Here is a 20,599-nt window from a genome sequence, read left to right as displayed (position 1 = left end):
GCTTCTGGCTGTATATCCTTATCCGCTTTTTATTAAATACGTCAATATATTTGCCAATTTTCAGGCCAGACGATGTCTCTATAATACGATCTCTTTCAGCAGAGAACGGATGGCTGGCAACAGGAGCTTTTCATGCGCGTTATTCTGCTGGGTGCACCGGGCGCCGGTAAAGGGACTCAGGCCCAATTTATTATGGAAGCGTACGGTATCCCCCAGATATCTACCGGTGACATGCTGCGGGCTGCCATTAAAAATGGTACAGCGCTGGGCATAAAGGTTAAGGCCGTCATGGATTCCGGTGCCCTGGTTTCTGATGACATCATCATAGCCCTGGTAAAAGAGCGTATTGCCGAGGGTGATTGCGCCAACGGTTTCCTGTTTGATGGGTTCCCACGCACGATTCCCCAGGCCGAAGCCCTGCGTGATGCAGGTGTTGTCATTGACCATGTTATTGAAATTGCCGTTGAAGATGACGAGATCGTCAAGCGCATGAGTGGCCGTCGCGTCCACCCGGAAAGTGGTCGTACTTATCACGTGGTATTTAATCCGCCCAAAGAAGACGGTAAGGATGACGTGACGGGTGAAGCCCTGGTTCAGCGTGTAGATGATGAGGAAAAAACCGTACGCAATCGTCTGAGTGTCTATCATGACCAGACAGCACCATTGGTTGAGTTTTACCAGCAGATGGATGGCGATACCCGTTACAACCGTATCGAAGGTGTCGGCTCTGTTAATGAGATCAAACAACAGGTACTGGATGCATTGAAGCCGGTTACTGCCTGAGCATTGCTAGAAGATCAAAGCAAGAGTCGGTGGTGTGAAGGCACCACCGGCTTTTTTGTTATAAATGAAAATACGGTTGAAATACCCTGCCTGTCTTTTCAAAATAGCGTCCATTGACAGAGCGGCAGCCCTTCCCTATTGCTGAAGCTCACCTTAACAGTAATGATTCCCCATGAAACTGCTTGCTCTTGATACCTCAACAGAAGCCTGTTCTGTTGCCCTTAACCTGGATGGCGAAGTGATCGAACGCTTTGAGCTGACTCCCCGTCGACACAGCCGTGATCTACTGCCAATGGTTGAGGACATTCTGGCTCAGGCCGGTTTAAGCCTTAAACAGCTCGATGCTGTAGCTTTTGGTCGGGGGCCGGGGGCATTTACCGGGCTCAGGGTGGCTACCGCCATGGTTCAGGGGTTGGCGTTTGCGGTTGATCTTCCGGTAATTCCGATCTCGACGCTGGCTGCTTTGGCTCAGCAGGGACTCAGGAAGCACAAGGCAGCAAAAGTGTTGAGCGCTATCGACGCCAGAATGGATGAGGTCTACTGGGGGGCATTTTCCGAGTCGGATGGCCTAATGGTGCCAGTTGCTTCGGAAATAGTGACTGTGCCAGAAAATGTTGTGGTACCGGAGATGGAAGGATACTGGTTTGGTATGGGTACTGGCTGGGCTTTCAGAGACCGGCTGTCTGCCACCGTGGTTGATTGTCAGATTGACGCCTGGCCCCATGCCCGGGATATAGCCCTGCTGGCTGCTGCCGACGTTAAACAGGGTAAAGTGCTGCCTGCGGAACAGGCCATGCCGGTTTATCTCCGGGATAAGGTGGCGCTGAAAAAATCAGAACGTTAAAAGGATCATCATGGATACCCTACAGACCGTTATCCTCGCGCTCATTCAGGGCATTACCGAATTTCTTCCCATCTCCAGTTCGGGGCATTTGATTCTCCCTGCCCAGCTGCTTGGCTGGACGGACCAGGGGTTGGCATTTGATGTCGCGGTGCATATTGGTACGCTGGCTGCAGTCATTGCTTATTTCTGGAAAGACCTCTTTGCCATTGCCAGAGACTGGTTGGGTTCCCTGGTTGGAAAAGGCTCGACCTTTAACAGTCGGCTTGGCTGGTATCTGATTTTTGCCACACTGCCAGCGGTGGTGTTTGGTCTGGCCCTGAAAAAAATGGGGCTGGATGAAGCCATGCGCACCGTTGCCATTATTGCCGGTACCACCCTGATTTTTGGTGCCTTACTGGGGTGGGCAGACCTTAAAGGCAAGCGCATTCAACCCCTGGAGCAGATGTCTTTCAAGCAGGCGATATTGATTGGCTTGGCCCAGGCACTGGCACTGATACCAGGCACATCTCGCTCAGGCATTACCATGACTGCCGCCCTGATGATGGGCTTTACCCGTGATGCCGCTGCCCGGTTTTCCTTCCTGCTCTCGATTCCGGTGATTCTGGGCGCTGGCAGTCTGTTGATGCTGGATCTGGCAAAAAGTACTGTCCCTGTGAACTGGCAGACACTATCGCTTGGTACTTTAGTTTCTGCTGTCAGTGCCTGGTTCTGTGTACATTACTTCCTGGCATTTATCAACCGTATCGGGCTTATGCCATTCGTCATCTACCGGATGATTCTGGGTGTGGTACTGCTTGGATTGGTTCTGGTATGACAGCAATGAGTACGCCATCGTCCTGCTCTACTTGCCTGACGACAGGCTTTAGCTATTGCCAGAGTGTTCTGCTGTCGAAGTGGTTACGGGACAACAGCCGGGTTACCTGATCATGACTGTATGCGCCATCCACCAATGACGACAACTGGATGCCCATGGGCTATCTCATCCCACAGGTATTCATCAAAAATTTCAGCCATCACTCAAATTTCCTGCCAAACCCCGAAGGGTTGACTATAACCCTATCAACGACTCTATCGGGATTAAATCCATGCAGAACTCGGTAAACACCGCCAGGGAGCCATTGACAGAGATCCCACCAACATCATCGAAGCAACCATTTGCCAGCACTGTCACATCGACAAACTATCGTGGTCATATAATAACCCTGGCAAATATCATCAAAACGTATTGTCTGACACTGCCACCCATCTGTGATGTTGATGAACGGGGCAAACTGATTATTGACACTAATTGGCCTGTGACACTGACCAAGCCTGACTGGTGGGAAATAGCCGATACGGCAATGTGCCTGGCCAAGTCAGTGATCCCGGCAGGTGAGTGCCTGTGGGCACTGCGGCACGTTGCCCCCTATCTATCCGGTCCTCTTGCCCTGGCTGGTACTTCACTATTACCGGGTGCCACCGCCAAAAAAATTGATGTGCCTGACTTTGAGACACTTGCGCAGATTGGTAAAAATGATTCCTTAAGGCTCGATGGCAATTATCAACAAACGGCCCGGATCAGTGCTGCGGGCAGAAAACTGACACCCATAGGCAACGACGATCGTCCATTTACCGGCACATACGATGGCAATAACAAAATAATTACTGGCTTGAGTGACTGTTTATTCGGTACGGTCAACGATGGTACGGTGGCCAATCTGAAATTGAAAAAAGCCAATATCACCAAAACACATCATGACGAATTAGCCGCAGTGGTTGCCTGTAACTTAAAGAATCATGGTCGTATTGCCAATATCACGGTAAAAGACAGCGTAATCCACACCAGTGGCAGCATAAGCCATGCAGCCATTGGTGCAGGCAAAGTAACGGAATTCAGTAAAATAGAGAATCTGGATGTCACTGGATGCAACGTTTCCACCACAGGTAATAGCACCTATGCGGCCATTGGTGTTGCTGACATAGTTCAAAGCAGCATCAGCAATCTGTATGCCGGGAAATGCCAGGTTTCATCATCAGGCAGTCGGTCACCTGCGGCCATTGGTGTTGGATATATGGAGAAAGACAGCAAAATACTGGGTTTGACCGCAAGGGCGAGCAACGTCTCAACAACAGGCTTTCACTCCAAGGCTGCGATTGGTTCAGCACAAATGCACCATCAAAGCACCATTCGCAACCTGGACGCCAGAAAGTGTGCAGTCTCAACCAGCGGTGAGAGTTCTCATGGCGCTATCGGGGCAGGAATCATGGAGTCCGGCAGCAGCATCTATAACCAGGTCAGCGTAAAGTGCAATGTTACAACCGGCAATGATGTCAATGTTGACGTTAGCAAGGACGGAATGGACGCGTTTGCTGGCATTGGTGTCGGTCAAATGGGGAGTGGCACCAGGCTGGAGAACCTGAAAGCAACAAGATGTTTTATCCATACCCATGGTGACAGGAGTTACGCAGGTGTCGGTGCCGGTGATGCATCACATGGTGCCATATTATCGGATACCAAGGTCAATCAGTGCAGTATCACCACCGAGCGCTGGAGGGCCCATGTGGGATTTGGTGCAGGGTTCACCACAGGTGCAGCGGTTATCGATACGACCGTGTTCAACAGCACTGCACAGGTTAAAGGTGACGCCTATGCCTGTATCGACACCAGTGCAGGCATAGCCGGTTGTGCAGGGGCCAATGTAAAAGGGACTATTGCCTGTAACGTCACCATTAATGACCGGTTATTCACACCTTCCCATTGTGATTGCATTGATCTGGAAGGCTTTAAAAATGGCTCATCACTGCGTCATGACCCATGTCCGCAGGACACTACTTCTTCACTCCCACCAGCCATCAACACCTCGACACCCCCGGTAGCCTTAACCACATTACCCACAACAGTGACCACACTTACCACTGTGCCAGCAGGCACCACTGTTGACCGTCAGGTGACCGCCGGGTCATCAGAAATAATACCATCGTCGTCTAATGCCTTCAGTTCTGCCATTGTGTCAAACAGTACCACGGCAATAGCCCCCTACAGCACTGCCGGTGTTCATACCCCGCCCTCCCCCCGGGCCACCACCAGTATTGTTTCCACGCTCCCTGCCCGCAACGGGATTACCCCTTCGGCCACAGCAGCAACAGTCCCGGATTCCACCAACGGAATCTTTAAATCAACCAATATTTCCCTATACCTGATACCAACCCTGACAGTTGCTGTGGCTGCTATGGCGATCACCGTACTGGCAGTCTTCTGCCTGAGAAGAAAACGACAAAATCAGCATGAACGGCCCGCTGAAATGATCGAATTGAACAACCTGCGGCCAATACCTGTCCAGGAGCCAACTGAGCCTTCAAGAAGCAATGTGCGTTATGGCTTTAACCTGCTATTTACAGGAGAGACACCTGCCCATGAGGAGCATAGACGACCAATTACTTTCCCGGAGGATGGGCGGCCAGAGAATAACAGTAACGAATTTGCAGAAAAAGTAGCCGACGCCAAGTGGCAACTGCGGGTATCACTCCCCTCGCGCGATAGTGAGGACGATGAAAAGGCCTATGGCAAGAGTAGTGATGGTGAAGCCAACGAAAAGAGCTGTGATGAAACTGAATGGTCACCACTGTCTATTGCTCTACCTCCAAAAACCCTTAACGTACACAAACAGCACAGGAAGTAGTCTTTTCAATTAAGTCAGAAGAAGAAATGAGACACCCATATATTTCCTGCTCATCCGACCTGAAAATAAGGGTGTCCCTGGACACTAAACTTCGTAAAAACGACAGTGGCATTGGACTACTCATTCAATAGGAAAGCCCTTAATGATCTTGGCAAAGGGAGCTGGCTAACCTGTTTAACATCATGAAGCGTGTCTCTGATGGCCCGCTTGGTTATTTTTTGCAGCGCCAATGGCTCAGGCCTGTCAATACCAGAAATATACTGAATGCCGATTTGTGCCCTCCCGAAAACGGTAGAAACCGCGATATGCAATTGTTTTCCCTTCAGGTCGGTAAACGCGTCGCCAAGGTAGTTTCCCTCTGTCTCAAATCCCAGGACTCCCGTATCCATATTCAGGATGCAGCGTATTCTATCCGGAGCTATGTAGTCTATTGAGCCTTTTGGATACGTCACTGCCAATGAATTATTATGAAGTAATTTGTTTCTGGTTATATCCCAGCCCCATGATTTATGGTCCATTCCAAGAAGACTGACATACCCAACAGACTGTTTCATAGTATCTGTCATTGCCACTCCAAGCACTGCGTGGGTACCTCGCATGTGTTTAGGCCATAGGATTTCGAAGATATGAATACCCTGGGCAATATGGAGTTCTGAAAGTGCAAGATCGGTCAGTTGTAAGGTTGGACGCCTGAATAAACTTCTGGCGTCTTGATTAATTATTATGTTAGGGCTGTGATGTACTTGGGACCACAAGGCTTTCCTTGAGTCGGGTTCTTGTTCGTAACGAAGTTCGCGCGACCTTAAGCAGGTGTATGACCTCGGTAATTGCTGTTGTGCTGATTCATCGACAACCCTGATCGAACGACCGAAACAAGGCACGAATGAGGCCAAATATCTTGCGATACGAGAGCACAAAGAGTTATCAGATCGCCTTGTGCTGACATGGCTGATGGACTGTGAGCCGCTAGCGTTAAGTACAGGATCAGACATAACGGACCAGACAATGCCACTCTTTTATAAAACTGACAGATATGACAATTATGCAGTGATTGAGTTCCGACAGGCTGAAAAAAAATCAGCCCTGACGGTTTTCAGAAGGGATCGGAGTGGCCAGATCAGTTGCCGGTGATCTGATCGTAGGTCTTGTAGAGAACTGCCTCTTCCCTGGTAATCCGTTTACTAAGCGCCTTGATGATGTTATTGCAATCCTGTTGAAAGTGTTCAACGGTATTATCACCATTTTCATACAGGGTGAAAAAGGCCATCACATCAGCAGAAATCTTATCCATATCCAGCGCATAGTCAGTCAGGGTGGACCTCAAACTTTCATCGTTCTCAGCGGCTTCTCTCAATACAGGATAAAGGTACTTGTCTTCTTTGTTTAAATGGGCCAGTAACATTTTTTTGGCAGAAAATATCAAATCCCGACCCTGTTGGTTACCAACCCCCATTTCGCGAGCTCGTAAAAGCAAGTCACTGATTTGCAAGTGTTCGCTTTTGAATTCCTGAATCAACTGAGACATACGTGTTCACTCCCTGAACAGAACGATTTCTAAAAGTTTAGGACGTGATTCTTACATATGTCTCAAATTACTAATAATTAACCATTTTGAGTAGCTGGCTCACCCTCCGGCTCTTCTTCTACTTCCATGCGCTGTCCGGGCAGAATAAGGTTGGCCAGTACGGTGACAATGGCACCCAGGGCAATGCCGTTGCCCACGACTGTCTTAAGTGCGGCTGGCAGCTGACCCACGATTTCCGGACGATAAGTAACTGCCAGACCGGCAGCAACCCCGAGGGTAAGCACCATGGTGTTTCGGCGGGAGAAATCAATGGTTTTAATGATGCCGATACCACCAGCCAGAATCATGCCGAACATGATGAGTCCGGCTCCACCAATGACCGGTTGGGGAACGCTGGCAATCAATGCACCCAGTTTGGGCAGAAGCCCTGCAGCCACCAGAATGCCCCCGGCAGCCATGACCACATAACGGCTGGCGACACCGGTAACGCCTACCACACCAATATTTTGGCTGAATGATGTTGTTGCGGTGCAATTGAATAAGCCGGCCATAATACTGTTCAGTCCTTCCCAGCGGATACCCGCGCTCAGCCTTTTACTGTCAAGGCGGGTATCGCAATAATTGGCGAGGGCGAGATAGTCACCGGTAGACTCAACCATAGAGACGATATAGGCAACACACATGGCAATGATAGCCCCGGCATGAAACTCAACGCCAAAGTGCAGCGGATTGGGAATGGCGATCATCGCGGCCCCGGCAACACTGGTCAGATCCAGCCGCCCCAGGGCAAACCAAAGTACATAACCAACGGTTAAACCGATGATAATGGCGGCGGCAGAAATAAAGCCCTTGAACCACTGGTTGAGCACCACCACCACCGCAAAAACTGCCATACCCACACCGAGGTTCAGCAGGCTGCCATAATCGTCAGCACCCTGGCCACCACCCAGCCAATCCACCGCAACCGGGAATATGGTCATACCGATCAGACAGACAACCGTACCCGTCACGACGGGAGGAAACAGCTTTCTCACCTGGGGCATGATAAAACTGAGCAGGATTTCGAAAAGACCACCGGCAATGGTTGCGCCAATCACTGCCGCAAACCCGTACTGGAAACCGATGGAGATGGCGACACCAACAAAGGCAAAGCTGGTGCCCTGAACCACAGGAAGCTTCGCCCCCAGGTTGTATTTACCCATACCTGTTGCCTGAACAATACTGCCCAGGCCGGACATCAGTAGAGAAGCGTTCACCAGAATGATGGTTTCCTGAACAGAGAAGCCCAGCACAGAAGCAATAACCAATGGAGCACCAATGATTCCCGGAAGCGCTGATAGCAAGTGCTGCAGCCCCAGTATCAGACACTTGGCCAGTGGGGGGCGGTCATCAAGTTTGTAGTAAAGCTCCATCGTTTCCTCCGTTAAAGCATTGCTGATGCTTATAACTGCAGTGTGTAATTATTAATCGTGAAACTGAATTTTCTGAAAACGGGTTGAACGGGCTAAACAAGATCGAATACGGTAAAAAGCAGCACTGTAATGGTTGTAATCAAAGTTGTTGTATCTATCAGATTGTGACTATTTAAAGTCCGGGTTGGATTTGTTGTCTTGATTTAAATCACAGAAGCAAAACTTAATGATTAGATTTTGATGTTGTGATGTCTTTTTATCCATAATCCATAATCCATAATCCATAATCCATAATCCATAAACAGCATGTAAATCATCAGCGACTAAAAAACAGACAACCGTTGTACATCTATACTAAATTGAATAGTAATTGTCGTCAGGAGCTTGTCATGAAGAAGCTGAATTTGACTACTTTACTAGTGTTTTTGCTGATTACTCTGGGGGGATGTAGCTCTCCAAATCCCTATGGGGACAACTACGGTGCAGGTGATGTGCAAACCATACAACAGGTGTATTACGGCACCGTACTCAAGGTAGAGCCTGTCACTATTGATGCCTCAACCCAGACGAATACGATTGGTACTATCGCAGGTGTAGCCATCGGGGGCATTCTCGGCTCCGAGATTGGCCATGGCGGTGGTTCGGCGCTTGGGGCGATTGGCGGCACCTTGTTAGGCGGCTATGTCGGTAGTAAAGCTTCAGAGGATCTTGGCCAGCGCAATGGCGTTAACCTGACCATTCGTCTTGAAGATGGCCAGGTGATTTCCATTGTTCAGGCAGCCGATCCCGATATGATGTTCGGCCCCGGAGAGCAGGTGCAAATCAATGTCAGCGGTAATCATGCCAATGTGGTTCCTCGCTACTGACAGCGAGGCGATTACCATATGGTTGGGTACTTATTGCCTGCCCCCGATATCCACCGGATAATCCACGCCGTTTATGGCTGATGATATGAGAAGCCATAGTGCAGGATCAGAGACTGGCAGTGATTGGTGATTTATGATGGCTGGTTGCATCGCTCAGGGACTCTGCATTAATTGATTGACAGCTGTTGTGAAATAAGCGAGCAATTTGGAATGAGCCAAGTAGGCGAGTATATCAATTCTTATTATCAGGAAACCGGGCATTCATTGCCATTGCAGCCGACCCTGACCGGAGACATTACGGCGGATGTCTGCATCATCGGTGGCGGCATGACTGGTTTTAATGCTGCCATTGAACTGCGCAAGTGTGGCTTTGACGTGGTGTTGCTGGAATCCGCCCGTATATCCTGGGCCGCTTCCGGGCGAAATGGTGGACAGTGTCTGGCAGGTTTCTGTCTGGGGCTACGTGAGGTGGATGAAACCTTTGGCCCGCAATGGGGCAAACAGCTGTGGGATCTCTCCTGTGAATCTCTGGATATTGTTCGTGAGCGTATCCATGAATTCAATATCGACTGTGATTTCCAGCAGAACTATATCGAGCTGGCCATCAAGCCAAGCCAGGAGAAAGAGCTGAAATCCTGGCTGGAGCTGAAACAGACCCGCTATGACTACCCCAGCGTCACCTGGTGGGATCGTGACCAGATCAGGAAAGTGACCTCAACCGAAAAATACCTGGGTGGGCTGTTCGACACCAACAGCGGCCATATGCATCCCCTCAACTACACCCTGGGTCTGGCCCGCGCAGCAATTGATCTGGGTGCACGCGTATTCGAACAGAGCAAGGCGATCAAACTGGTCAAAGGCAGTCCGAACCGGATAATGACAGAGCAAGGGAGTGTGAAAGCAAAGCAGGTGCTTCTGGCCTGTAATGCTTACATCGACGGCCTTAACCGGAAAGCAGAAAGCAAAGTATTGCCGGTGGCCTCATACATTGCTGTTACCGAGCAACTGGGAGACCGACAGCCCATTACCAATAAAATGGCCATGTCAGACTTAAACAACAGTCTCGACTATTTCCGGCCTACCGCCGATGGCCGAATTCTGTTTGGTGGCGTTAATCACCCGTTCAATGGTGAATACAGTGACTCCAAAGAGCGCCTGCGCCAGCGGATGCTGAAGGTATTTCCACAGCTCAATGATATCAAAATGGAGTACCACTGGGGTGGTTTGTTTGCCGTTACCCGGGAATACATGCCGCATATTGAGCACCTGGGTCACGATATTTATACGGCACATGGCTACACGGGGCATGGTGTCGCACTGACCAATATTGCTGGTCGAGTGGTTGCTGAAGCGATGGCGGGCATGTCTGAGCGGTTTGACGTGTTCTCCCGTATTCGCCACAAGTGGATACCGACCCCGAAAGTCCTTCGTGTGCCGGCACTGGCCATGGCCATATGGAAAGCAGAGCTTGAAGACTCCCTCGGTGCCTGAGCGGGCCTGAAAGTGTGAGAACGAAGAGTGTCTGCATGGGTATTAGCGATTTTCTGCACTATTTATACGTCAACTTATACGTCAATCATCGTTTTTTTGTTAGCTAATGCGAAATAATTGTGATGTTTAAGTGAACATAATGGATGTTCTTTTGTCTACTTGCGGGTAAAGCCATTTTTTATTGGTTCTCATCAACTGGAGGTTTTCCGTGAGCGCAATTATTAACTGGGGCTTTGGCTTCTTTCTAACAGACTATGCAGGCATCTCAGGATCAGTGTTCAGGTCCATCATATCAATGCTCTGATATTTCAGGGATAAGGAAGAGTACACTTGCCCTTATCCCTGAATCCTTTACTGACCCGATGTCAGTTTGGTAAACAGTCGGTTAACCTGACGGTTAATTTTGGCAGGTAAAACCTCAAAGACGAACAGTCTTTCTCTGGCTTCATCGGTTGGATAGATGCCCGGATTGTCACTGATCTCTTTATCTACCAGCGTTGTGGCGGATTTATTCGGGTTGGCATAAGCTACATAGTCAGTGATGTTGGCAATGACGTCCGGACGCAGCAGGTAGTTCAGAAACATGTGGGCTTCCTCAGGGCTTTTAGCATCCTTGGGAATGGCTACCGTATCAAACCACAGTCCAGCCCCTTCGTCAGGGATCACATACTTCACAGTGACCCCATTGTCAGCTTCAGCAGCACGATCTGCAGCCTGAAGAACATCACCGGACCAGCCCATGGCAACACAGATATCACCATTCGCCAGGTCGGAAGTTGAGCGTGAAGAGTGGAAGTATGTGACATAGGGGCGAACTTTCATCAGCAACGCTTCGGCTTTGGCATAATCGGCTCTATTGGTTGAGTTTGGATCAAGGCCAAGATAGCTCAGGGCTGCAGGAATCACTTCGGTAGGCGCACTCAGGAAAGCTACACCACACTGACTGAGCTTGCTGATATTCTTCTCATCAAAGATCAGACTCCAGCTATTGACGGGGGCATCTTCCCCCAGGTGTTTTTTGACCAGATCGGGGTTATAGCCTATGCCAGTGGTCCCCCACAGATAGGAAAATGAGAACTGGTTATTCGGATCGTAGGTTTCCATCAATGTCATCAACTCAGTGTCCAGGTGCTTCCAGTTGGACAGCTTCTTTTTATCCAGCGGCTGGTATACACCGGCTTTGATCTGGTGAAGCAGAAAGTCTGCTGAAGGCGCCACAATATCGTAGCCTGTTTTTCCTGACAGCAATTTAGCTTCCAGCACTTCATTACTGTCAAAAACATCGTAATTCACCTTGATGCCCGTCTCTTTCTCAAAGTTGGCTATGGTGTCTTCGGCGATATAATCCGACCAATTATAGATATTGAGCGTCCTTTGCGTTTCATTGGCCGTTTTGGCAAATGCAGGCGCGGTGGCGAGCGAAGAGGCGGTAACCGCTGCCATTACCAGCGTGGCGGCATGAGTGGAAACAGATTTCCCCAGACGTCTGATCATGGTGAATCCTTACAGCAAACCATTGGTGAGAAGCCTGATGCTCATATCCGTTGGAGCCAGGTACTCGTCGATGGCATTTTTTCAATAATCAGTAGTGACTCAACGGAGTCGCTACACCCCCAGTCATCAGGTTGATGAAAACGAAGCCGCGGAGAATAGCAACATGGCTATACGAAATCCATTGTTGCCTTTCACAATAGTGGTAAAAACCAATGGGCGTAAGCCTGAACCTGATTCAGGGATATTCCGGGGTTTTCATGGGTATATAATCGTTGATGGGCAAACGTTGCAACTGCAGCTTTGGGGATGGTAGATTCTGCCACCCTCATGGCTCATTTTCTATGCACTGATGTCTATCCAGCTATTTGTTCTTGCTTCAGATCACCCCGCGATTCAGCCTTTGCTCGAAAGCCTTGCGATTCAACTGCATACCGATTTTAGTCAGAGCCTTCAAAACGTAAATGAAGGGGCTTTGGTGGCTTTTGATGCATCCGGAGAACTGGCCGTTCAGCGTGCAGGATCCAAAGAGAAACCGATTGTTGTTGATTTTGTTGGCGGAAAGGCGGGGCATCGACGCAAATTTGGTGGTGGAAAGGGACAGGATATTGCCCGGGCAGTCGGACTGAACAAAGGTGTCAAACCATCGGTGCTCGATGCAACCGGTGGGCTGGGACGGGATGCGTTTGTTCTGGCCAGCCTGGGATGCAATGTCACGATGATTGAACGGTCGCCTGTTGTGGCTGCCCTTCTGGAAGATGGTTTGCGCCGGGCGCTTGAAGACAGTGATGTTTCTGCCATCGCAGAACAGATGTCTCTTTTGCAGGGTAATGCCATTGAGCTGATGAAGGCATCGGACAATAAATACGACGTTGTTTATCTGGACCCAATGTTTCCCCACCGGGAAAAATCAGCCTTGGTCAAAAAAGAGATGCGGCTGTTTCAGGATCTACTGGGCAATGACCCGGATGCGGATCAGCTACTGGAACCGGCCCTGGCTATTGCCAGATACCGTGTTGTGGTGAAAAGGCCAAGATTGGCACCCGATCTGAATGGCCAGACACCCACTTACCGACTGGAAGGCAAGTCCTGTCGTTATGATATCCATACCATCAAGGCCTTTGATGCCACTTCCCGATGCTGTTCGGGTCAGCTGGGGTGATCATTATCAAGAGCAAATCGATGACTGTATCACATTGATTGCCTGTCAGTTTCGTCCATTAATCATTGACTCTCTGAATAAATCAAATAGCTGGTCGATATAACAGGTCAATTATCGGATAATCTGATGGATGCTCAATCGATGCCTGTGGAACATTCAATCAGGATAATCATGGCGTTATATCACTATTGATCTCGTAAAAAGAGGTAGAAATAAATACCGGGGGAGTGACATATGGATGGTTTGAACAGGGAAAGTGGTCAGATTGGTTTTCATTCAGAGGACGCTGATGTTATTCCTGATCAACGGCATGAGCAGAGCCTGTGGGGTTCACGCTCGGTATTGCCTGTCTCCATCGATCCCTATCTGCAAAAAACACACCCCATGGATTCCGGCTGCGAATCAAGCAGAGAGGATTCTGTCATTCAGGGCGCAATTGTTGATAAAAGGACAGAGCGGTTTCTCAGCCCCCGGGATGAAGCCGGACAAAAAACAAAAAATAGAAAAAAGAGAAAGCACATCCCATCCAAGACAAAAAGTGAGAGTTTAGAGCTTCGAAATAAGAAGCATGAAAACAGTTCGCGTACTGCTCCGTTCAGTTCATATCAGTTAATATTTTCCACTATGAACTCTGCTGATTGCCAGGCTCACCTTGATATTATCATTGCTATTGAACAGGTTTTAATTGATGCCCTCCATTCGGCACGTTCAATAAAAAACGCGGATGGGCATCGCTCAAGGTATTTGAATCTTGAACAACACCGGAAACTCCACCAATATTTGACTGACTGGCAGCAGCTTGCACCTGCCGGTGCCAGCCTCTCCATCAGAAATCAGCTGGAAAAAGCACTGAACGAGAACGACCTGGGTCAATTGCGCCAGCTGTTTCCTATCCATGAGTCCGGCAGTTTACCAAGGGCTGGCGGGCAAAACCACGGTGTGTCCCATTACAAAGGCCTGCGTTCAAAGCAAGTTGCCAGTGTTCTTGATATCCTGAAAGACATGAACAGATAATAAGCCTGCTCAAACTGAACTTCACGAGGATACAAATCCGGATCCTGATGTCCTTTTCAGCATACGCTCAGAGCGGTGTCTCGGGCTTATGGCTGTTTCCCGCTGACAATGGTACCCGTGTTATAATGAGCCGTCTGATCAATACTGTGCCGGATTTCGGTGGTCAATAGAGAGTGGGCCTGGTCTGCCACCTTCTGAATGTTATCACCAAACACCAGTTTATTGGTTTGAGTAATCTCCAGTACACCGTGATAGCGCATCTGGGCAATAAAGCCCCGGAACAGTGATTTATCAAAAAACTCCGGCGCGTTAAGGCCGTGAATAATCGACAGGCGCTGTGCCAGTACCTCACTCTGATGCTCCAGGGCTTCTGCTTCAATATTACCACTGCCATTTCGAAGGAGCAGGCTGATAACCATGTAGAAGCGTTCCAGTGTCTGGACAATTGAGCGCGAAAAAACATTTAGCATAATGTATTCATAGGTGGATGGGTCCGGCTGGAAATAACACGCTTCGCCATCATTATCCCTGCCCTGTGTGATCAGCCCTTCTGCAACCAGACAGTCCAGCCATTTCTGCACCACAGCCAGTGCTTCATGCTGAGTCCACTGCAGGAACAGCTCGGCCTGAAGGTAAGGGTAGAGAACCGCACTGATACGCAAAATCTCTTTCCTGGTAATGCTGCCGCTGTTCACAAAAAAGCAGCTGATCAGGGACGGGATAGCAAAAGTATGCAGCACATTATTGCGATAGTAGGTCATGGAAATGGCTGTTTTCTCATCCATGCTGATGATATCGCCCAGCGCATCGGTTTTTCTCTGGCACAGCTGCAGGTTTTCCACATAGTGGATCATGCTACGAGCATCCAGATCGGTCATCACAGTCCGGTCACTGTAGGGAACCATGAACAGAAGACGAGTATAACCGTCCAGTTGTCGAATCAGCTCCTCCTCACCCAGCGCATGCCTCGGAGAAGAGAGAAGGGCAATGGCAACCAGATTTACCGGATTGATGACCGCAGCAGAGTTGATTCTGCCTGCCAGCATATCACCCAGGCTCAACGTCGTTTTTACCAGCCACTCCGGTTTATCGTCGGTACCAGAACTCTCTTTCCAGTTGGGCACCTGCAAACTCAGGAACGGGGCCAAGTCTACAGGCTCACCGAAGGTGATCCATGCCTTGCCAAACTCATTCCTCAGAGCCGCCAGTGTGCGAACGATATCCAGGGGCGATTCACTTTTCTTGGTTTCACCTCTGAGCTCGCCCAGATAACTGGCCATTTCCAGCAGCTTTTCATAACCGATATAGACCGGTACAAAGGCCAGAGGCTTGCGATTATTACGCAGGAAACTGCGGACGGTGATGGAGAGCATGCCGGTTTTCGGTGTCAGGGTGCGACCGGTTCTGGAGCGTCCGCCTTCGATAAAATACTCGGTCGCGAACCCTTTGCTGGTCAGTGTGTACATATATTCGTGGAATACCACGCTGTAGAGCGGGTTGCCACGGAACGTTCTGCGCATGAAGAAGGCACCACTTTTGCGCAGAATGGTTCCAACAACCGGCATATTCAGGTTAATGCCTGCGGCAATATGGGGAGGCGGCAAACCTTCATAGTACAGAACATACGACAACAGCAGGTAATCGATATGGCTTCGGTGGCAGGGCACATAAACAATCGTATGGCTCTGCGCCAGCTCCTTCAGTGGCTCGATATGATTGACCTTTACGCCGCTGTATAGCTTGTTCCAGAACCAGGTCAGGATAATATCCAGGAAACGGATGACGGGCATGGAGAAGTCAGAAGCGATCTCATTGGCATACTTCCGGGCTTTTGCCTCGGCTTCTACCAGCGTAATTTCCTGAGCCGCAGCCTCCGCAGCGATGGCTTTCTGAATTCTGGGCGTATGAATCAGGCTGTTGACCAGCATGCGACGGTGAGACAGATCCGGTCCCAAAACCGACGCTTTTTTCTGGCGGAAATGGACGCGGAGAATACGGTTTACCTTGCGTACACTGCGGGCATGGTTGTTACTGTCACTGATGATTTCCTGCAATGACAAGGCAGGGCTGAAATACACCATGGTCTGTCGACCGTGAAGCAGCGTTGCCAGAAACTTCCGGAAACGACCACCCAGGCTGAAGTTCCAGTCAAACAGCAGCTTAAAAGCCGACTTTTCCTTTTCAGGAGAGCGTCCCCAGAGAATGGTAACGGGAACCAGCTGGACATCCTGATGCTTTTCTTCAACCTGTCTGACCAGTTCTTCAAGCAGCTCTGGTGGTTCTGGCCGCTCTCGCTGGAGAATCAGGCCTTCGTACTGGCTAAGAAAGAAGTGCGCTTTACTTTGCGGGTGATCAGCGTCAATGGGCTGGTAAGGCCGGGGCAGGCCTGCTTTTATACACTCACTCTCCAGAACCATCAAATCGGTCAGAGAGCGTTGATGCATAACATAGACAACAGGCTTTCCGGTCTGCAGATGCAACGCTTCCGGGTTATTGTTTTCAACCGTGGTACGGACCCACGTAGAAAGGAGTTTTCTCAGGCTATGAAAAACATAGCGATTCAGGGTAATGGGCTTCAGCATGGAACTGGCTCTTGGCCTGCATCCGTTAGTAAAGGAGACAAGAAATGTACAGAAGACTGACTCCGATGAACCGGCAGCAGGCCTCTGGCTTGAGATTATATCGTAGCTCTCAAGTTGATAGTGACTTGAGCCGGGCATTCTAGCCTGATTACGTAGTGTTACGCAAAAGTTACTGAGATTGGTTACTGAGATTGTTGGCCTATTTTTCAGGGTTCCTGATGGTTATTACTTTTAGGCATTGGATTTTGTTACGATGACGATTGGTGAACGTAGACCATTCACTATCATGGTGTTAATAAAATACACCCAAATGCTCATCTTCTGGTTAGAATTGCTGACAGTAGCAGGTCGAAAAACTGTATATCAGGGATGTTCTGTTGCTTGTCGTGTTAATTGTCATGTTAATTCTCATGTTACTTATCTGGTTGATCATAACGGGATTGATTGTCAAGCCGTCGGCTGCCTGGCTGGCACTGATTATTCTTTATTTATTCTCTACCCAGCCGGTTGCATCGCTTCTTATTCGAAGCCTTGATAAGCGCTATCCAGCCTTTCATCCGGAACAAATCCAACCCGTTGAGCCCCAGGCAATTGTGATTCTCGGTGGTGGTTTACCACGCCTAAGCCCCGAGATGTCAGGGCATCGCCCTTCCATGTATACCCTTGAGCGGCTTCGTTATGGCGCCTGGCTGAGTCGCCAGACTGGCCTGCCGGTTCTGGTCAGTGGCGGAGGGAAGCGGCCTGAGGCTGGCGTGATGGCGACAAGCCTGAAAAATGACTTCGGTATCACCACCCGGTGGCAGGAAGAACAGAGCACAACGACATGGGAAAACGCAGTTTATGTTCGCGATACGCTGCCTGAGGCTATTCAATCGGTTTTACTGGTGACTCATGGCTGGCATATGGCCAGGGCGGCTCTCAGCTTTGAAAAGGCCGGTTTTTATGTAATTCCGGCACCGGGTATGCTGACTGATGCATCAAACGACTCTTTTCGTATCAGCCGGTGGTTACCCAGCGCTCGCCACCTCAGTGATAGTGAGCGTGCTCTGCGGGAATACGCTGGTTATATCTGGTATTGGCTGGTTTATTGATTGGCGCCCATAATGCCCGAATCTTTGTATCCGGGCACAGGTGATATCTCAACCCCGAATCATCCCAAGATGTTATCCGGTCGTTTCTGAAGTGACCAGTTTCTGAAGTGGCCACTCTCTGAAGTGATCATAGACTTCAGGTCAGTATCTTCGTATGCACAATGGCACAACGACCATCAGCAGACAAAGAAGAAGCGTTGGCCAGGAGCCAAAAGTCATAAATGGTGTCTGGCCTTCCCGAACCTGGGCTGACGATGACAACACGCCGCTGGTAAAACGTGGGATGGTTTCAACAACCGCTCCTTTTTCATCAATCAGAGCAGTAATGCCATCATTGGTGGCACGAATCATATAACGCCCGGTCTCCAGTGCGCGCATTCGGGCGATCTGGAAGTGCTGAACAGGACCAATGGATTTGCCAAACCAGGTGTCATTGCTGATAGTGATCAGCAGTCCACTCTCTCGAGCCATTTGCGCGGCAAAATCCGGGTAGACCACCTCATAACAGATATAAGGGGCAATGTTTACCTTACCAGCCTTGAGCAAGGGCTGTTCTGAGTCTCCACGGGAGAATTCAGACATGGGTAGGTTAAAGAAATCAATTAACCCTCGCAGCATGGACTCCATGGGCACATACTCACCAAATGGCACCAGCTTCTGCTTGTCATAGCGACCCGGGTGTCTGTTGGGTGAAGAGCCCTCAGCATGTAAAGAGCCCTCAGCATGTAAAGAGCCCTCAGCGGATAAAGAGCCCTCAGCGGATAAAGAGCCCTCAGCGGATAAAGAGCCCTCAGCGGATAAAGAGCCCTCAGCGGGTAAAGAACCCTCCCCCAAAGACAGAATACTGTTGAAGTAACGGGTTTCACTGCCTGAGTTATCATCCACTGGCATGCCCAGAATCAGAGTGCTGTTATTCTGACGAGCCAGTCTCTCCAGGTGGGCCATCAGGCCCGGCACAAGGTGATAAAACAGTGGAATGGCATTTTCCGGCCAGATGATCAGCTCCCGTTCCCACTGGTCTTCACTCAGGCCAATGTAAGTACTGATTGTTGAGTGAATATAGTCAGGGTCCCACTTCAGGTTCTGGGGAATATTTCCCTGTACAGCGCTAAAGGAGAGTTCACCGGTTTTTTGCGTCCATTGAATGTTGGCCAGCGGCCATGCCAGTCCCCAGCATCCAAGTACGATGAGTAACGCAATAATATTGGGTATTCTCTGTCGCTTTACTGGAATAACCAACGCCAACAGCAGGCAGGCTGTGGTGACCATCAGCAGACTTAAGCCGTAAGTTCCGACTACCGGCGCCAGGGCAGCCAATGGAGTATCCAGAAGCGCATAGCCTGACAACAGCCATGGGAAGCCAGTCAGCAGCCAGCTGCGGACCCACTCAAACAGCACCCAGAGACCGGCAAACATCAATGCCTGCTGCCAGGGATAGAGTCCACTGCGGCTACCCGATTCACTCTTTCGTTGATTAAGCCAGCTATACAACAGAAAGACCGGCATGATCATCAGGGCTGAAATACCCAGCACGAATAGTCCGGTCAGTAACCCTGCCAGCATCGGAGAAGCTGCACCAAACTCATGGATACTGACGTATATCCACGATGTACCAGCGCCAAACATACCGACACCAAAAAGAAAGCCGCAACGGGTTGCCGTCTTGATGGGCAGTGTTCGGGTCAGGAGAAAGATAATACCAATGGCCAGCATGGGAGCCGGCCAGACGTCAAAAGGACTGAAACCCAGTGGCACGATTGCACCCGCTGCCAGTGACAGCAGGTATCGCACAACCGGTAGAGATGAACGGACAGGCATCAGCAGGGAGTTACCCGCAGCAGTCGAATCCGACGACCATCGGCGTTCAGCACATCAAAACGAAAGCCGGAAATCTCCACGGACTCATTACGGGTTGGCATATGACCAAACTCCTGCATCACGATACCACCAATGGTATCGAACTCATCATCCGGAAATTGGGTCGCAAACTGTTCATTAAAGTCTTCAATGGGCGTCAACGCTTTAACAATAAAGGCGTGTTCAAGATCATCCGCCGGTTTGATAAAGGTATCTTCATCAACATCGGTTTCATCCTCGATATCACCAACAATCTGTTCAAGTACGTCCTCAATGGTGACCAGTCCGGCAACGCCACCAAACTCATCAATAACAATGGCCATATGGTTGCGGTTGGTGCGGAACTCCCTGAGCAGAACATTGAGCCGTTTGCTTTCCGGAATAAACGTCGCTGGGCGTAAATGGTTCTTGATGTTGAATTTACTGCCCGTATTGGGCGCTTTATTAAGCAGGAGGGGGAGCAGATCCTTGGCAAGCAGGATGCCAATCACTTCATCCTTGGTGTCGCCAATAACCGGAAAGCGGGAGTGGGCAGACTCAATAACCTGGGGCAGGAACGCTTCGGGGCTCTGGTCTTCATCAACACAGACCATCTGGGAGCGGGGAATCATGATTTCACGGACCTGCATATCCGCAACCTGCACAGCGCCTTCAATGATACTCAGCGCTTCATCATCCAGCATGCCCCGGCTTCCGGCGTCTCTTAGCATTCCCAGGAGCGCATGGCGGTCCTTAGGGTCCTGGTGAAAGATACTGGTCAGTTTGTCCATCCATGATGGTGACGGATGATCTTCCGTCGAATGGTCGTCGCTCATTGCCCTC

Annotated in this window: 16 protein-coding genes; 9 read left to right on the top strand and 7 right to left on the bottom strand. The window is 49.8% G+C overall.

Going from position 1 to position 20,599, the window contains the following annotated elements:
* Window positions 1-132: 132 nt before the first annotated feature.
* From adk to MJO57_RS09530, 4 genes are all read left to right on the top strand, one after another.
* A complete protein-coding gene (gene adk / locus MJO57_RS09545) occupies window positions 133-783 on the top strand; it encodes an adenylate kinase (RefSeq protein ID WP_252024850.1) in 651 nt (216 codons plus the stop codon).
* 172 nt (window positions 784-955) lie between these two features.
* Window positions 956-1,627, top strand: a complete 672-nt coding sequence (gene tsaB, locus MJO57_RS09540) for a tRNA (adenosine(37)-N6)-threonylcarbamoyltransferase complex dimerization subunit type 1 TsaB (protein ID WP_252024848.1) — start codon at window positions 956-958, stop codon at window positions 1,625-1,627.
* 10 nt (window positions 1,628-1,637) lie between these two features.
* Window positions 1,638-2,441 (top strand): undecaprenyl-diphosphate phosphatase, encoded by an 804-nt coding sequence (locus tag MJO57_RS09535; protein ID WP_252024846.1) that lies wholly within the window; start codon window positions 1,638-1,640, stop codon window positions 2,439-2,441.
* A 271-nt stretch (window positions 2,442-2,712) separates the two neighbouring features.
* Window positions 2,713-5,286 carry a ZmpA/ZmpB/ZmpC family metallo-endopeptidase-related protein gene (locus MJO57_RS09530; protein ID WP_252024844.1) on the top strand — a complete coding sequence of 858 codons (2,574 nt, stop codon included), beginning with the start codon at window positions 2,713-2,715 and terminating at the stop codon, window positions 5,284-5,286.
* Between the two features lie 116 nt (window positions 5,287-5,402).
* Here MJO57_RS09530 and MJO57_RS32705 read toward each other — a convergent pair whose 3' ends face one another.
* The 3 genes from MJO57_RS32705 to MJO57_RS09515 all read right to left on the bottom strand — a co-directional run bounded on the left by MJO57_RS32705 (window position 5,403) and on the right by MJO57_RS09515 (window position 8,223).
* On the bottom strand, window positions 5,403-6,278 hold the full coding sequence (locus MJO57_RS32705) for an SPRY domain-containing protein (protein WP_256493264.1): 876 nt from the start codon (window positions 6,276-6,278) through the stop codon (window positions 5,403-5,405).
* Between the two features lie 125 nt (window positions 6,279-6,403).
* Complete coding sequence (locus tag MJO57_RS09520) at window positions 6,404-6,811, bottom strand: hemerythrin domain-containing protein (RefSeq protein ID WP_252024842.1); 408 nt, start codon at window positions 6,809-6,811, stop codon at window positions 6,404-6,406.
* Window positions 6,812-6,888: 77 nt separating this feature from the next.
* Complete coding sequence (locus MJO57_RS09515) at window positions 6,889-8,223, bottom strand: uracil-xanthine permease family protein (protein ID WP_252024840.1); 1,335 nt, start codon at window positions 8,221-8,223, stop codon at window positions 6,889-6,891.
* A 389-nt stretch (window positions 8,224-8,612) separates the two neighbouring features.
* On the opposite strand from MJO57_RS09515, the gene MJO57_RS09510 reads away from it, so the two are divergent.
* Window positions 8,613-9,089, top strand: a complete 477-nt coding sequence (locus MJO57_RS09510) for a hypothetical protein (protein ID WP_252024838.1) — start codon at window positions 8,613-8,615, stop codon at window positions 9,087-9,089.
* A 264-nt stretch (window positions 9,090-9,353) separates the two neighbouring features.
* Window positions 9,354-10,580, top strand: coding sequence for an FAD-binding oxidoreductase (locus tag MJO57_RS09505; RefSeq protein WP_252024836.1), 1,227 nt, complete (start codon window positions 9,354-9,356; stop codon window positions 10,578-10,580).
* Window positions 10,581-10,931: 351 nt separating this feature from the next.
* Here MJO57_RS09505 and MJO57_RS09500 read toward each other — a convergent pair whose 3' ends face one another.
* Entirely contained in the window at window positions 10,932-12,074 is a 1,143-nt protein-coding gene (locus MJO57_RS09500; RefSeq protein ID WP_252024834.1) for a polyamine ABC transporter substrate-binding protein, read from the bottom strand.
* Between the two features lie 349 nt (window positions 12,075-12,423).
* Here MJO57_RS09500 and MJO57_RS09495 point away from each other — a divergent pair, with 349 nt between their 5' ends.
* Window positions 12,424-13,233 (top strand): class I SAM-dependent methyltransferase, encoded by an 810-nt coding sequence (locus MJO57_RS09495; RefSeq protein ID WP_252024832.1) that lies wholly within the window; start codon window positions 12,424-12,426, stop codon window positions 13,231-13,233.
* Between the two features lie 234 nt (window positions 13,234-13,467).
* Window positions 13,468-14,247 (top strand): hypothetical protein, encoded by a 780-nt coding sequence (locus MJO57_RS09490; protein ID WP_252024830.1) that lies wholly within the window; start codon window positions 13,468-13,470, stop codon window positions 14,245-14,247.
* Between the two features lie 86 nt (window positions 14,248-14,333).
* Here the strand turns inward: MJO57_RS09490 and plsB are convergent, their stop codons facing one another.
* Window positions 14,334-16,829 carry a glycerol-3-phosphate 1-O-acyltransferase PlsB gene (gene plsB, locus MJO57_RS09485; RefSeq protein ID WP_252024828.1) on the bottom strand — a complete coding sequence of 832 codons (2,496 nt, stop codon included), beginning with the start codon at window positions 16,827-16,829 and terminating at the stop codon, window positions 14,334-14,336.
* A gap of 386 nt (window positions 16,830-17,215) precedes the next feature.
* Here plsB and MJO57_RS09480 point away from each other — a divergent pair, with 386 nt between their 5' ends.
* The gene (locus MJO57_RS09480; protein ID WP_252026994.1) at window positions 17,216-17,920 is read left to right on the top strand and encodes a YdcF family protein; all 705 of its coding nucleotides are present in this window, start codon (window positions 17,216-17,218) and stop codon (window positions 17,918-17,920) included.
* Window positions 17,921-18,061: 141 nt separating this feature from the next.
* On the opposite strand, the gene lnt is transcribed toward MJO57_RS09480, so the two are convergent.
* Both lnt and MJO57_RS09470 read right to left on the bottom strand, forming a co-directional pair.
* Window positions 18,062-19,738, bottom strand: a complete 1,677-nt coding sequence (lnt, locus tag MJO57_RS09475; protein WP_256493263.1) for an apolipoprotein N-acyltransferase — start codon at window positions 19,736-19,738, stop codon at window positions 18,062-18,064.
* Window positions 19,738-20,592 (bottom strand): HlyC/CorC family transporter, encoded by an 855-nt coding sequence (locus MJO57_RS09470; RefSeq protein WP_252024824.1) that lies wholly within the window; start codon window positions 20,590-20,592, stop codon window positions 19,738-19,740. The genes lnt and MJO57_RS09470 overlap by 1 nt, the downstream gene beginning before the upstream one ends.
* Window positions 20,593-20,599 lie beyond the last annotated feature (7 nt).

It is taken from the genome of Endozoicomonas sp. SCSIO W0465, from assembly GCF_023716865.1.
Taxonomy (GTDB): domain Bacteria; phylum Pseudomonadota; class Gammaproteobacteria; order Pseudomonadales; family Endozoicomonadaceae; genus Endozoicomonas.
The sequence above is the reverse complement of the archived record's forward strand: the minus strand, read 5'-3'. Positions and strand labels throughout refer to the sequence as shown.